Source organism: Pseudanabaena sp. BC1403 (genome assembly GCF_002914585.1).
Classification (GTDB): Bacteria; Cyanobacteriota; Cyanobacteriia; order Pseudanabaenales; family Pseudanabaenaceae; genus Pseudanabaena.
Genome location: NZ_PDDM01000018.1, coordinates 12283 through 27156, shown reverse-complemented (window position 1 = coordinate 27156; position 14874 = coordinate 12283). Strand labels below are relative to the sequence as shown.

Sequence of the window (14874 nt, the reverse complement as noted above, 5' to 3'; positions counted from 1 at the left end):
CCAATTTTTTGTGGCGCGGCGAAGCCGCGCCACAAAAAATTGGTTCTTTAAGGATTACAATAGGAGCAGTACATCGGATCAGCAGTTTGTACTTCATCTGGGAATAGAACTTCTTGCTGAAACTGGCAGCGATCGCAACGATAGACATGAGCGCGAGTAACTTGAGTGGGTAAGCCGCAAAGTTCACAGGGTAACCCTCTTAATCTTTCTGCTACATCGAAATTCACAAAATTACAATTGGGACAGAGTTGCTGTAACTTCCGTACTAGCTCTTCAGTAGCTTTGGCAATATTGCTCATGCGAGTCGGGTTGTAGAGCGATCGCATATCTGTTTCAATATGAATTTGTGGTGATTGTTTTAGCAACTCACGCACAGATACTTTGAGCAAATTTTCTGAAGTAATTCCTTTATAAATAGCCTCTTTTGCCGAAGTCGTGGCATCTGGCATCAGCACGATCGCATGATCGGGAAAGCCAATTTTTAGAGCAAAATCATAGGCTTGCTCATAGCTAGAAATCTCTTGATGGCGAAAGTTCGTATCAGTAGATAGACATTCACCGTAAACATTGAAGTTATGCTTTTTATCGAGTAAAAAAACAATTTCGCGATTGTAGGGAATACCTAAAATTGGATGTGGGAAAAAGCTACCTTCACTAGCGATCGATAGATCTGCGTTAATTAGTTCTAAAGCTTTTTCGGCTTTGAGTTTGGCGGTTTCGACTTGATTAGCAGGGCGATCAATATCGCGGGTAAATGTGCCGAACAAGTCGCTATTAAAATCTTGAGGTACGGTAACTCTCACGCCCAAAGATGTTTGTACAATTGGCGCGATCGCTAATTCCTTACGATGCATTGTCGCGATCACCATTAGGCGATCGCGAAACTCTATTGGGTTACCTTGTTCCCCTCTCCCAGTGGGAGAGAGGATAGGGGAATTACTCGTCATGGGCAAAGCGGTTATATAGGAAATCTAGAGCCGTATTTCTCAGATCGTAGTATAGAGGATCTTCCATGATTTGGGCGCGATCGCGGGGACGAGCAAAAGGAATCGTTAAGATTTCACCAATACTCGCGGCGGGGCCGTTGGTCATCATCACCAGGCGATCGGCTAAGAATAGAGCCTCATCAATATCGTGGGTGATCATCAATACCGTACAGCGATGTTCTGTCCAGATTTGTAGCAGTTCTTCTTGCAGTTCTTCTTTGGTGATTGCATCCAAAGCGCCAAAGGGTTCATCAAGGATGAGGACTTCAGGACGGATGGATAAGGCTCTGGCGATCGATACGCGCTGTTTCATCCCACCTGAAATTTGAGTTGGCTTTTTCTCGGCGGATTCACTCAATCCGACCATAGCGAGGTGGTGACGGACGATATCATTTTTCTCGCCTTTCGACATATTTGGATTAACTGAGTCTACCGCCAGCATGACATTTTCATATACTGTGAGCCAAGGTAAGAGCGCATAACCTTGGAATACGACCATGCGATCGGGTCCTGGCTTGGTAATCAGTTTGCCATTAACTAAAACTTCGCCGATCGATGGTTTCGAGAAGCCGCCAACCATGTTTAGGAGGGTGGACTTGCCACAGCCAGAGTGACCAATTAGGCAAATAAATTCACCTTCTTGGACATGAAGATTTACACCATCTAGAACTACATATTGTCCGTTATTAGGTGTTGGATAAATTTTGGAAACATTTTCAATGCGCAAGAAGGATTCTTGAGGAGGTATGGTGGCAACTGGTATGGGATTAAGGGTGGTTTGGGTCATGTTCTTTTTAACTTTTTAATTTTGTTCTTAAAGTTTGAGATTTAGATCCCCCCCAGCCCCCCTTAAAAAGGGGGGAGAATCAATTAATTATCTTCTTCCCCCTTTTTAAGGGGGATTGAGGGGGATCGCATTTAAGCAACCATTCGCATAGAGTCCATGCCAATTTCTGCCATCGTGATATTGCGCTTAATCTCTAGCTGGTTGAGATAGGCGATCGGATCTTCGGCATTAAAGGGAATGTCATCAAAGAGTTGAATCGCATTGCGACTATAGGTGATATCTGTCAACCCAAGCTCACGCGCTGCTGTACTGAACACTCCAACCCGACAGCTCTTTTCAAGAACTTCTACCCAGTTGCGAGGGAAGGGAACATCGCCCCAACGTGCCATCTGGGTAATATGCCAGAGATGTTCAGAACGGCTAGGGCGATTGACACCAGCACCATAGAACTGGTGGTGAGCAGGTTCGCGCATTGGGGAGTCGATCGCACAGGTGACATCATCAGGATTCCCTAAATGGATGTAATTGACATTAGTGCTGACATAGGCTCGGCGAGAGAGTATTTGGCGAATCTCTTCGGCATTATTGGGATCGGAGCAATACATACAGGCTTCTAGTAATGCCTTGACGAGAGCGATGTGGGTGTTGGGATAGGCATTTGCCCAATCTTCGCGTACACCGAGAACCTTGCCAGGATGTCCTTGCCAAATTTCTAAATCCGTTGCAACGGTAAAGCCGATATTTTCCATCGCGGCGCGGAAGTTCCAAGGTTCACCGACACAGAAACCATCGATACTGCCTGCTTTAAGGTCAACGACCATTTGCGCTGGTGGAATTGTTTTTAGCTCGACATCGTGATCGGGGTCAATGCCACCTGCGGCTAACCAGTAGCGCAGTAGCAGATTATGCATGGAAGATGGATGGACTACACCCATGCGGTGAGAGCGATCGCGAGTATTTTGCAGCATCGCTTTAAAATCAGCAAGAGTATGAATACCGCGATCGTAAAAGCGGCGATCGAGACTAATCGCGTTACCATTACGAGTCATGGTTAGCGCCGTCACAATTGGTTTGCAAGCGCCAGCACCGCCGAGGGTCATCCACATTGGCAAGCCTGAAGGCATTTGTGCAGCATCAAGATAACCACCTGCGATACCATCGACAATGCCGCGCCAACTGGTTTCACGCACTAGGGATACTTCATCAAGTCCATGCTTTTGAAAAAAGCCTTTCTCTTTAGCAACTGCGATCGGTGCACAGGCTGTTAAGGGAACGAAGCCAATCTCTAGATTAACTTTTTCCAATCCATGCCGAGCAACTGTAGTAACAGTCCGTGCATTGAGCTTTTTAACGCGCTTCTGTTGATTTAAGAAATAGATAATCTCACTGCGTAAGCTGTAATAGCTCGGATGCTTAACGGCTTCTAGTCTTTGGCGAGGGCGAGGAATATCCACTTCCAAAATACCGCCAATTTTTGAAGATGGCCCATTGGTGAGCATAACAATGCGATCGCTTAGCAATACCGCTTCATCGACATCGTGCGTAACCATTACCGCCGTAATTTGGTCTTCATTACAAATCTGCATTAATTTCTCTTGCAGATTGCCACGGGTCAGCGCATCCAAGGCTCCGAAAGGTTCATCAAGAAGTAATAATTTAGGTCTGACTGCGAGAGCTCGTGCGATCGCAACCCTCTGACGCATACCACCCGATAGCTGTGTGGGCGGCTTATCGATCGCATGGGCTAGCCCCACCATGTTTACATAACGCTCAACTAAAGCATGGCGCTCATCTTTGGGTAAATTCGATAGAACCTCATCGACAGCCAGAGCCACATTGTCGCGTACCGATAGCCAAGGCAAAAGTGAATAGTTCTGAAATACGACCATGCGATCGGGGCCTGGACGGGATACACGCTCATCTTCGAGCATGACGACTCCGCCAGTGGGCAGATCTAATCCTGCGATCATATTTAGTAAAGTTGATTTCCCACAGCCAGAGTGACCGATGAGGGAAATAAATTCACCTTTTTTAATACGTAAGTCAATTCCTTTAAGCGCAATATATTCTTTGCCACCGCCTAAGGGAAATGTTCTCTCAACTTGATCAACTGAAACAAAACTACTCATTTTAAAATTCTCCTCTTATAACATTAATCTTGAACCCCTCCCTAACCCTCCCCTTATAAGGGGAGGGAATAAGATCTCTTATCTCCCCCCTTGCAAGGGGGGACTAAGGGGGGTATTTCAATCTACTTCTGTTCTTCAGGCAAAATCACGTTCTGAAGCCAGCCGATGGCACGGTCAAGGATCAAGCCAACAGCACCGATATAAACTAGAGCCAGAATAACTTCACCGACCTTATCGTTAGTGTAAGCATTCCAAATAAAGAAGCCGATACCGACGATACCTGACATGATGATTTCTGCGGCGATAATCGCGAGCCATGCAAGACCGATGGAAATGCGTAGACCAGTGAAGATATAGGGAAGAGCGGAAGGAATCAGAATCTTAAAGAAATACTTTTGGCGTGAAAGTTGTAGCACTCGTGAAACGTTGCGGTAGTCTTGAGGGATTTGCTTAACGCCTACGGCAGTGTTTAATAGGATTGGCCAAACTGCGGTGATGAAGATAACAAACAAGGCGGCTGGTTCATTTTGACGGAGTGCAGCAAGTGCGATCGGAACCCAAGCAAGTGGTGGAACGGTGCGCAAAAATTGGAACAATGGATCGAGAGCTTTGTCAATAACCGCATTAGTGCCAACTAGAATCCCGACTCCAATACCGACGACAGCCGCTAATGAGTAACCCTTAGCCACGCGCTCAAAGCTAGCCAGAGTCTGCCAGAATAGCCCTTTGTCCGTACCACCGCGATCGAAGAAAGGATAAAGCAATAAATTACGAGTGGATTTCTCAAGCATAATATTCCATGGCCCAGGCAATTTAACTAAGCCAATGCTTGAGAGAAGTTGCCATACAGCGAGAAATCCTAAAATCCCAATGATTGGGAGCGCCCAATTTTGAGCATTTTTCTGCCAAAACTTCGCGATCGCATTTGACGAATTGCGATTACCAATACTTGCTGCCATAAACTTGTTACTCCTACTTTTTTATTGTTGATTAAAACTGTTCTTAGCTGAAAACCCTAGAATGTGAATGTTGTCCGAACTACACCGACAGTCGCAGTAGGCGCGTTATTGATACCCTCTGGATTAAACACAAAGAATACGCCTGGAGTAACACTGATGTTTTTGGACAATTTAAAATTGAAATAACCTTCTAAATGATATGGAGTTGCCGTCAATCCAGTGGGAATCGTGGCAATCCCACCTGCTGAACTCCGTGCAAGAGGTTGCCCAAAGATAATTCCAGCTGTATTTCCTTCATTGAATACATCACTGAAATGGAATCCTGTCATCCAACTAGTAAAGGTAGTTGAAGCATTGACACCAGTAAGGTTTGCAAAGATCCAAGCACCCGATACATTAAAGGCAACCTTGGGAGCAAAGCGCCAAGTCAAAGTTGCACCTACGGAGTCCATCTTGATGGGGTTGCCTAGTCCTCCTGCATTAATTGCACCAATGTCTGCGCGAGCTAAGCCAGTCCCCAAAATATTAATCTGGTGATAGCTATTGGCATAGTTGAGCCCAATATCAAGAGTAGAAGTGGGTTTGAGAGTTAATTGAGCAGCCGCAACGCTACTACCGCCAAAGAATCCTGCTCCAAGTAGAGTAGTGGGACTATTAGTAGCGATCGCAGAGTTAACACTTCCATATAAAGCTCTAAAATCGACCTGATCGGAAAGAGCCCAAATAAAACCAACGGCAGCAGCTAGCCCAGTACCAGATGTACCTCCAGATACACGAGTCGCAGCATTTAAACCTTGACCAAAGCGAGAGATCGAACCTTGACCTTCACTAGCAAAAGGACTGATCGCTGGGAAAGCGTCGGAAACTTCTGCATTAGAACCAGCAAACATCGTCAGCTTATCAGCAACAGGGAAAATGTAGAGTAACTTGTAAAGGTTGACCGAGTTTGCGGCTGCTGTATTGGAGTTAGATGGATTGAAATTGAGGAATTGATTCTCAAATCCCAATCGGACATTACTAGAACTACCAAGGGGATCGGCATAGCCTAAAGGTTCAGCTAGACTATTGATATTTGTAGCTTGCAAGCCCGTAATCAATAAGTCCTTACCAGTGAAGCTGGTTAATAAATTCAGGCGTACACGATTATTAAAAACAATGTTAGTGTTTGTGCCCCCAGTATTTGCACCTGTTGCACCCGAAACGCTGAAAATCGCTTCTCCACTTAGTTTGGTTGTGGTCGAGAATTGTTGCGCCTCAAGCTTGGCGGTCTTCGCATCAAGGGCATCAACACGACCACGCAAAGTAGCAAGTTCCGCAGCAAACTCTTCTTGAAGCTTTTGCAAAGTTGCAAGGTCTTCTTTGCTAACCTTGTCAGCTAGTCCAGCAGAAATGATCTCGTTGATTTTGTCGAGACAGGCATTTAAGCCAGCCGCAAACTCATAGCGTGAGGTTGCTTGTTTGCCGCGAAATGTGCGATCGGGATATCCTGCAATACAACCGTAGCGCTCAACGAGAGACTGCAAAGCTGTAAAAGCCCAATCAGTGGGACGCACATCAGATAGCTGCGAAACAGATGTGACATTCTGAGCAGTTGTATTAGTACTGATAGTGTCACGGCGAATTTCGGCACTCAACTGAGACACTTCAGAACTAGGAGCTTTATTGCTACTAGAAGTTGATGGAGTTACATTTTCTGCGAGAACAAGAGTTTTTGAATCAACAGCAGTTTTTGTTTCAGTTTTTGTTTCGGCAGAGACAGCGATCGCACCATAAGATAGCTGCAAACCAGACAAAATTAGACCAATCTTGGCAATAGAGTAAATTTTCTTCATTTGATATTCCTCACACAGTAATTTTTAGGTTGTTATTTAGATTTTTTAGTTATGCCTTCTTGATCTTCAAACCATCAAGATAGGCTTGTGGATTCTCTGGATCGAACTTTGTGCCATCGAAGAATTCTTCAATACCGCGAGAAGTACTAGTCGGAATGTCGGCAGCAGGAATACCAGCTTCTTTTGCCGCCTCACGCCAAAGATCCTCACGATTCACTTTTTTGATCCAATCCTTAGCTGTAGCTAGAGAATCCTTTGGCAAAAATCCCCAACGCACGCTTTCGGTAATGAACCAGAGATCATGACTTTGATATGGATAGGAAACATTCCCTTTCGAGTCTTTCCAATAGAGTGGAGCCATGCTCTTGTCATTGATGATGCGACCATCACCCATGTCATACTTGCCCATCATCGTGTCTTCAAGAATTTCAGGATCGACACCAAAATAATTTTTGACGGAAACAATCTGCACTAATTCTTTGCGATTATCGAAGTTGTCACACCATTGCTGAGCTTCCATAATCGCCTTTAGGATAGCCTTTGTCGCTTTAGGATACTTATCCACCCAATCAGCTCGCATTGCTAGATATTCCTCAGGATGTCCTTTCCAAATTTCCGCAGTCAGCGCAGGAATAAAGCCTATCTTCTCTTTAACGATGCGATAGGGCCAAGGGTCTCCTGTGCTGAAGGCATCCATCGAACCAGTTTTCATGTTTGCCACAGTTTGAGCGGCAGGCACAGTCAACAGTTCAATGTCAGCATCAGGATCGACTCCATTAGCGGCTAACCAATAACGAATCCAAAATTCTTGATTAGATTTTGGGAAGGTGTAAGCAGCCTTAAATCTAGTGCCATCAGACTTCATTTTGTCGAATAAAGCTTTTGCCTTATCTGCTTTTAGCGTCAAGCCTTTGTCTTTGTGCTTATCCGCGATCGCGATCGCATTTCCCTGTGTATTCAATTGCAGCAATACATACATGGGTATTTTGAGATTGTCAGTAATGATGCCCTCCGAAATCAGATAAGGCATGGGCATTTGCCACTGACCGCCATCGATACCACCTGCGGAAGAGCCAATTTTGGCATTATCTCTAGCTGCGCCCCAGTTGGCTTGCTTGGAGATATCGACATCAGTCATTCCATACTTAGCAAAAAAGCCTTTTTCTTTAGCAATAATCAAAGGGGCGGCTTCAATAATTGGCAAATATCCAAGTCTCACTTTTGTAATCTCTGGGACTTGCTCAGTGGGAATACTGATTTTGGTAGCCTGTGCCGAAGTAATAGTTGGGGTGTCTTCGGGGGGATTACCAAGACAGCCTTTGAGCAAAACTGAGCTGAGAGCGGTTGCTCCTGCTGTGGCGATAAAGCGCCGCCGTGAAATGTTGTGCTTGAAATCAGACATAATTTCGTTCCTTTAATTGACGTTAGAAAAAGTGATTAAATTTTTAAGGTGTTATTTAAGTCAGCGCAAAGCCAAGCTGCGATCGCCCTTAGTTAAATTGCAGCTTGCAAATTTAAAGGCAATCTCAACTCACCCAGATTTAGAGGCTAAGTTATGAGAAGACTTAGCGAAAAAACTTGAGAACGATTGATTCGTTGCTATTGATATCTTAGAGTTAAACCTTAATAGAGTAAAGTCTATTATTTTTATACAATACATAGTATTTTATCTATATATTGAGCTGACTATAGTTAGGACAAAATCTACCTAAGTCCTGCTGCCAAAGGATAGATCAGGGTTTGATGTCATCACCTTACTTGCAGATTTCTGACAGGTAATTCTCAAATAGAGAAGGTTGCAAGAAATAAGAGCGACTCTATTTTTGCTATACAATTGCCATAGCAACAACACATGAATTAAGTATGGATACAGCAAGTCTCAATGCTCTGCTCAATAGTGGCGCGATCTTGCCAGAACTAATCGTCATTGGGACATTGGTACTCGTATTGATCGTCGATCTGATTGCTTCAGGTCGAAAATCGGCAAATGTTCTACCCTACATTGCGATCGCAGGTTTAGCGGTTTCCACAGGCGCTTTGATCTGGCAATGGACGGGCTTAGAAAACCCGATCGCCTTCCTTGGCAGTTTTAATAGTGACAAACTCAGCATTATTTTTCGCGGCATTATTGCCCTATCGGCTCTCTTAACGATCCTCGTCTCAGTACGTTATTTGGAGCAGTCGGGTGTAGTGGTGGGTGAATATCTGGTGATTTTGCTCAGTGCCACCTTGGGCGGAATGTTCCTCACTGGTGCTGACGAGATGGTGATGGTATTTGTCTCCCTAGAAACCTTGAGTATTTCGTCATACTTACTTTCTGGTTATACCAAACGCGATCCCCGCTCTAATGAAGCCGCACTTAAATATTTATTAGTCGGTGCAGCTAGCTCCGCGATTTTCCTCTATGGCATGTCTTTGCTATACGGACTATCGGGCGGCGAAACTTCTCTAGCTGCGATCGCATCGAAGATCACCGTGAGCAATACTGCTCTAATCATTTCAATGGTGTTTGTAATTGCGGGAGTTTCCTTCAAGCTCTCGGCAGTACCTTTCCACCAATGGACACCTGATGTATATGAAGGCTCACCAACTCCTGTAGTTGCCTTTTTGTCGATTGGCTCGAAAGTTGCAGGTTTTGGACTTGCTCTCAGATTTTTAATTACCGTTTTCCCTCTTGCTTCTCTGCAATGGCATTACGTGTTTGTGGTATTGACAGTTCTAAGCATGGTTTTGGGCAACGTCGTTGCGATCGCGCAAACCAGTATGAAGCGGATGCTTGCTTATTCATCCATCGGTCAAGCAGGATTTGTGATGCTCGGCATGGCGATCGACTCCGAAGCAGGCTATGCCAGCATGATCTTTTACTTGATCTTGTATCTATTCATGAACATGGGTGCTTTTGCCTGTGTGATTCTGTTTGCTTCTCGCACGGGAACCGACCAAATCAGCGAATACAGTGGTCTCTACCAAAAAGACCCTCTACTCACCTTGGCACTGAGTGTTTGCTTACTCTCCCTTGGGGGGATTCCGCCTCTGGCAGGTTTCTTCGGTAAGCTCTACATTTTCTGGGCTGGTTGGCAAGCTCAAGCTTATGGCTTGGTATTGTTAGCTCTAGTCATGAGTGTAGTTTCTCTCTATTACTACATCCGCGTCGTCAAGATGATGGTGGTCAAAGAGCCTCAAGAAATGTCTGAGTCGATTCGCAATTATCCTGAGATCTCATGGACTCAGGTTGGTATGAAGCCTTTACAGGCAGCGCTCGTATTTACACTAATATTTACTGCGATCGCAGGTATTGCTTCTAACCCTCTATTCTCACTTTCCAATCAAGCTGTAAAAGAAACTAAGTTTCTCCAAGCTAAAGCACCGAATGCAAAATCAGTGGCAGTGCTAACAACAACTGCACAATAAATCTAAAGCTGGGGCGCTTTGCGCCCTTTTTTTAGCGAATTTTAGCATCTCTTAATTAGCTGTATTTTTTGTCACTTACAACAAACTTTGGCTAATACATTGTTAGATCAACCTAAATTTACATTGCAGGGAAACACAGGTTGAATTTTCGTTAACATGAGAGTTAAACCATAAAATTAATAGTCAAACTGTGTAATAGAACAATGAAACTAAGTTTAATTGGCTCATACATGATCTCGTTGGGTTCTTTGCTCCTGCTTTTGGGAGTATTTGGAGTTGTCAATGATAGTATTGGCTTATTTGGTTTATGTATCTGTGTAATTGGTAATGTTTTTTGTTGGGTTATTCCTCGATTTCAGGGTGAATTGAAAACTCCAACCTGCAAGGAGCCAAAATAATGTCTGGAGAATTACTAGATAAAGTCAAGCATTCTCTTGAATCTCTCCTATCTGACTGCTTATGGGCTGATAGTTTTGAATTGTATGAAACTCGTGACTTCTGGAATAACTATGATGAGAATGATTTTATAAGTGCTTATAACGAGGCTGCACAGTATTATCGTGAAGCAATTACCTACATATCAGAAAATCTTGGTTTTAACGGAACTATAGTCAAGCGTGGAGACGATACTTTCCCAATCTGGTTGCCAGTCAATGAAGCTTGTTTATGGTACTTAGAAGATCGAACGTTTGTTTTGTATTGGGAGCATATGGACAAAGAGATGCCTGTTATTGTTCATTTATATGCATTTGACCCAAAACAACCATCTCATCGATTACTTGATAATTACAATGGTATTTGGGAGCATTTTTGAGAACTATAACTTCTACTATTACTCTCAATCTATGAGGTTATAAATGGCTGAACACTTCTCCTTTACAAAACATCTACGAACAATCGTCAAACCAGTTCTTGCCGCTAAAGGATTTACGACAAAGAATACAAAATTTACTCGACCACGCGATACTTACGCTGAATTAATCTATGTTCAACGCTCAATGTGGAATCATCTTAGTCCACCATACAAGTTTTATCTCAACCTTCAGTTGATATCAGATAGCATACCCATACACAGTGGTGGAGGAAGGTTTGATCGTCCCACTAATTTAGCTTTCCCAGCACACTACCAAACATTTTTTTCTAACGAACTCACTAACGAAGAGCGGAATAGGCTTATGAAGTCTTTCACTTTCGAGGAAAAATCCGAAATTGAGGATTACAACTCATCCCGTCGTTGGGAATACAGTACAGAAGATGAATTGATTAGCCAACTCCACCTCTTACGAAACACTTTGGAAATGTGTGCCGATAAAATATTCGATGCCTTGGGTAGGTCGTATGATTCAGATCCTAACAACTTCGGCAACAACTGTTGGAACATTGTTAATTCTCAATACTTCAGTTTATTGCCTCCCGAATCTCGGTGGACAATAGACTGAAATGCTTATTATGTCCAGATTACCTGATTTTATTCTAGAGAAGTCACAAGAACAGCAGTATCAAGAATGGTTAAAAAAGAACAGTCAGAAGCGATCATTAGGGTGCGATCACATAGAGAACAGGTAAAAAAAGAACTTTTACTTACTTCATGAAAATATACTTTTTACTTAGCGATCGAATTAGATAAAAATCATAGTTGATTTACCAAAAGCTATAATCAGTAGTGACTTACGAAACAGATTATGCTTCTGCCCACAAATACAGCGATCGCCGAAGAAAAATTGACAAAATATCTCTTGGTGCTTTTGCCCAAAGATGACAAATCACAATTTCTTCAGAAAGCTGGTTACACATTAGAAAATTGGCAGCAGTTAGAAATTGACCTGAGAGCGCAAATTTTGACCCAGCCTGCCAAGTTTGTAGAAACAACGATCTACGGGACTAAGTATAGAATTGATGCAACCCTAAAAGGAGTTAACGGAGTAGAAATTGAAGTTACTACTATCTGGATGTTAGCAAATCAACAGGCAAAGTTTGTTACCTTAGTTCCTAAACGTTAAAGCGATCGCGAGTAAATACATGAAACCTAAATTTCCTTTATTCTCTGAAGTTGTCTTGCTGCAAGATATACCCACGTATAACCTCAAACGTGGTTCAGTTGCTACGGTTGTAGAACATTATCCCATGACTGAATTGGCGCAAGATGGTTATAGTCTTGAAGGGTTTAATATTCCAAATGTGACAGTCGAAGTTGCCGAATCACAAATTATCTCTGTCGAACAATGGCAAAAAGAGATGGAAATACTAGAAAAACTGCATCGATTGAGCGTAGTAAAACTAGTTCATTTAGAGTCGTACATTGAGAAACTATTAAACGGCTACAGTCCCGAAGAAATTTTGGAAGAACTACCAAGCTTAAACCTAGAAAAATCTATTTAGCTGAAAATACTCTTATGGCTGTCACCCTTCCTATTTCTAAAACTATTTTAGCGATCGCATATACACATAATGCTTTGGAGGATCGGAATGAGAGCTAAAGTTCTACCTTATTTTTTTGCGATCGCGGTTTTATCAGGCTTATTTACACAAGAAATATTGAGTGCTCCGCTAAAGAATAATTGCACATTGAAAGAAACCAATGGCGTTAAACAGGCAAAGCTGTCTGGAGATGTGAGTGGAAAGCTCACATGGAATGCTTGTACCAGTATCATCCAAGTTTTTGTTTTCGAGTTCCCCACTAAGCGAGGTGTTCTATTGACACATGCGGAAGCACTCACTAAAGCAGCAAGTCTTGTACGAGAGTGGAGGAAAGAGACACAGACAGGATTAGATCCTTTTCGTGAATTTCCTGAAGCTCTCGAAAAAAGAGCAATCCAGAAAAAGCGTTATGTCTTCGGTGAGAATATTCCATTTAGTGACTTGCGGGGCTGGGCAGGAACATCAGTTAGCATGAGTTCGTCTTCCCAAACAACCCAACTTACTATTCGGTATTGGGTTAATCCCTAATGGTTTTCCAGTTTTGCAGAAAGTTAGTTGGAATTGGATAAATGATAAAAAATCTTGGAATCGCTTTAATTATAGGATTTTCATCAATTAGTTGTCTTCCTGCTTTGGCAAGCACAAAGACTAATTTAGAATTGCCAAAATCTGAAACTGTTATTAACGAAGATATTGACAACAACGGAAAACCCGATCGCATTGTTGCTAGCTATTTTATTCGTCCAGTTTTAGTTCCCAAATATGACTCAAACGCTTGTCAGACATTATCAGGAAAGTTTGTGAGATATACCTTGTATGCTGATGGACAGCAAACAGGCAAGGTCATTCTTGAACAGTCCTATGGAACTAGTCTGGCTAGTTACTGGATTCATAAATTAACTTTGGATAAAGATCTAGATGGCGATGGGCGAAAAGAACTATTGTTTTACATGGGTGATGACACCAGTCAAGAGAGTATGTATCTCTTTGTCAAGCCAGATGGAGTAAAGACAGTTTATCTCGGAGTTACGGATTTACCTGGAGCAAGTCTCAACGAAAATTTTGATTTGCAGTTTTTCAGAGGAGAAGTAGTTGCACAATGGAATCGAGTAGAACAGTTATGGAAGAGTCAAAATAAACGGTACGTATGGACGTTAGGCGATTGTGTCGAAATTCGGGAACGTCCAGATGCGCGATCAAATATTGTCAGTATGATTTCAAAGCATGAGGTTCTTACTGTTTTTCAGGCGCAAACAGATAGTGGCTGGATTGGGGTAGAGTTTCCATATGGAAAGAAAGGATGGATTAAAACTAAAAATATTAGTTTTACTTCGCCAGTAAGTATGATTCGCTTTGATAAACCATAGAATGCTTAATGCGCAGCAATTTTATCGATCGCAGTTTTTACCGCGTTTACCAGTAGCTCTGGCTGGTCTACCCATACAAAATGACCACTTTGACTTGCCTCAACTTGCTGACAATCTGTGGATAATTGGCTTAGCTCTAGATGCATTTTATCTCGTAACTGATTAATGCTTCGCAGAGGAATAAATGCAGTCCAAAATGCAGGCTTAAAGAAGGAGGCGGCTTTAATGCTAACTATAGGTAATGAGCCAAAATGTTTAGCGACACTCACTTGCGCTGAACTTTTGTCTAGATTGATGATCTCTCGGCTCATCGTTATCCAATGTTTGGGAAGACAAAAAGAATGCTTCACGCGATCGCGAGATTCTTCAGAAAAATTCCGTAACTCTGGCTTGATTAATTCAAATACTCTACATGTTCTCAATAATCGAATAACCCCAAATGCTGAGCCAAAGATAGACATCACAAAGCCTGACAGAAAAAACAACTTGAGTGCCTTTAATTGGAGCGGCATATTTAGCATCCCGATCTCATGCAGTCCATCGGTGAGGACTAAGCCCGAAACTTTTTGAGGAAACAAGTGTGCATATAGTCGGACATTGTAACTACCAAAGGAATCGCCTACCAAGATGTAAGGTGGCTCAATTTTGGCTTGAGTTAGCAATAGGTCTAGTTCCTTGACAATTTGCCCGCTGGTGCGAGGATGTGGGCTATGGTCGCTCCATCCATATCCTGCGCGATCGCAAATACATACTCGTCCTAGTTTGGCTAATTCCTCTATCAACAGATAGCCTTCTACGCCACCTAAGCTATGGTCTAGCACGATTGTTGGTTTGGCTTCTCCTAGAGTATAAAGATGCAGCCGATATCCACCGACATCAATCAGCTGACCAATAGGCGATCGCCTATTTTCTATGTAGCTAGCGATCGCTTGATAAAGTGTCGTAAAAATCAGCAGAACAACTTGAATTGCGATCGGCATTTCAC

14 protein-coding genes are annotated in these 14874 nt (G+C 42.9%); 7 read left to right on the top strand and 7 right to left on the bottom strand.

Features of this window, described 5'->3' with window-relative positions; all coding sequences use genetic code 11:
• Nucleotides 1–47: 47 nt before the first annotated feature.
• From CQ839_RS16170 to CQ839_RS16145, 6 genes are all read right to left on the bottom strand, one after another.
• Complete coding sequence (locus tag CQ839_RS16170; protein WP_258040760.1) at nucleotides 48–947, bottom strand: DUF6671 family protein; 900 nt, start codon at nucleotides 945–947, stop codon at nucleotides 48–50.
• The gene (locus CQ839_RS16165; RefSeq protein ID WP_103669328.1) at nucleotides 937–1773 is read right to left on the bottom strand and encodes a nitrate ABC transporter ATP-binding protein; all 837 of its coding nucleotides are present in this window, start codon (nucleotides 1771–1773) and stop codon (nucleotides 937–939) included. Before CQ839_RS16165 ends, CQ839_RS16170 begins: the two co-directional genes overlap by 11 nt.
• A gap of 131 nt (nucleotides 1774–1904) precedes the next feature.
• Nucleotides 1905–3902 (bottom strand): nitrate ABC transporter ATP-binding protein, encoded by a 1998-nt coding sequence (locus CQ839_RS16160; RefSeq protein WP_103669327.1) that lies wholly within the window; start codon nucleotides 3900–3902, stop codon nucleotides 1905–1907.
• A 122-nt stretch (nucleotides 3903–4024) separates the two neighbouring features.
• Nucleotides 4025–4861 (bottom strand): nitrate ABC transporter permease, encoded by an 837-nt coding sequence (ntrB, locus tag CQ839_RS16155; protein ID WP_103669326.1) that lies wholly within the window; start codon nucleotides 4859–4861, stop codon nucleotides 4025–4027.
• 56 nt (nucleotides 4862–4917) lie between these two features.
• The gene (locus CQ839_RS16150) at nucleotides 4918–6693 is read right to left on the bottom strand and encodes an iron uptake porin (protein ID WP_103669325.1); all 1776 of its coding nucleotides are present in this window, start codon (nucleotides 6691–6693) and stop codon (nucleotides 4918–4920) included.
• 49 nt (nucleotides 6694–6742) lie between these two features.
• Complete coding sequence (locus CQ839_RS16145) at nucleotides 6743–8095, bottom strand: CmpA/NrtA family ABC transporter substrate-binding protein (RefSeq protein ID WP_103669324.1); 1353 nt, start codon at nucleotides 8093–8095, stop codon at nucleotides 6743–6745.
• Nucleotides 8096–8556: 461 nt separating this feature from the next.
• On the opposite strand from CQ839_RS16145, the gene CQ839_RS16140 reads away from it, so the two are divergent.
• From CQ839_RS16140 to CQ839_RS16105, 7 genes are all read left to right on the top strand, one after another.
• Nucleotides 8557–10104, top strand: a complete 1548-nt coding sequence (locus CQ839_RS16140) for an NAD(P)H-quinone oxidoreductase subunit N (protein WP_103669323.1) — start codon at nucleotides 8557–8559, stop codon at nucleotides 10102–10104.
• 397 nt (nucleotides 10105–10501) lie between these two features.
• The gene (locus CQ839_RS16130; RefSeq protein WP_103669321.1) at nucleotides 10502–10918 is read left to right on the top strand and encodes a hypothetical protein; all 417 of its coding nucleotides are present in this window, start codon (nucleotides 10502–10504) and stop codon (nucleotides 10916–10918) included.
• A gap of 43 nt (nucleotides 10919–10961) precedes the next feature.
• Nucleotides 10962–11543, top strand: a complete 582-nt coding sequence (locus CQ839_RS16125; RefSeq protein ID WP_103669320.1) for a DUF4304 domain-containing protein — start codon at nucleotides 10962–10964, stop codon at nucleotides 11541–11543.
• 243 nt (nucleotides 11544–11786) lie between these two features.
• Nucleotides 11787–12104, top strand: a complete 318-nt coding sequence (locus tag CQ839_RS16120; protein ID WP_103669319.1) for a DUF6883 domain-containing protein — start codon at nucleotides 11787–11789, stop codon at nucleotides 12102–12104.
• Nucleotides 12105–12123: 19 nt separating this feature from the next.
• Entirely contained in the window at nucleotides 12124–12483 is a 360-nt protein-coding gene (locus CQ839_RS16115) for a DUF4926 domain-containing protein (RefSeq protein WP_103669318.1), read from the top strand.
• An 87-nt stretch (nucleotides 12484–12570) separates the two neighbouring features.
• The gene (locus CQ839_RS16110; RefSeq protein WP_146048751.1) at nucleotides 12571–13050 is read left to right on the top strand and encodes a hypothetical protein; all 480 of its coding nucleotides are present in this window, start codon (nucleotides 12571–12573) and stop codon (nucleotides 13048–13050) included.
• 41 nt (nucleotides 13051–13091) lie between these two features.
• Nucleotides 13092–13889 (top strand): SH3 domain-containing protein, encoded by a 798-nt coding sequence (locus CQ839_RS16105; RefSeq protein WP_103669316.1) that lies wholly within the window; start codon nucleotides 13092–13094, stop codon nucleotides 13887–13889.
• Between the two features lie 5 nt (nucleotides 13890–13894).
• Here the strand turns inward: CQ839_RS16105 and CQ839_RS16100 are convergent, their stop codons facing one another.
• A complete protein-coding gene (locus CQ839_RS16100) occupies nucleotides 13895–14869 on the bottom strand; it encodes an alpha/beta hydrolase (RefSeq protein WP_103669315.1) in 975 nt (324 codons plus the stop codon).
• Nucleotides 14870–14874: the final 5 nt, after the last annotated feature.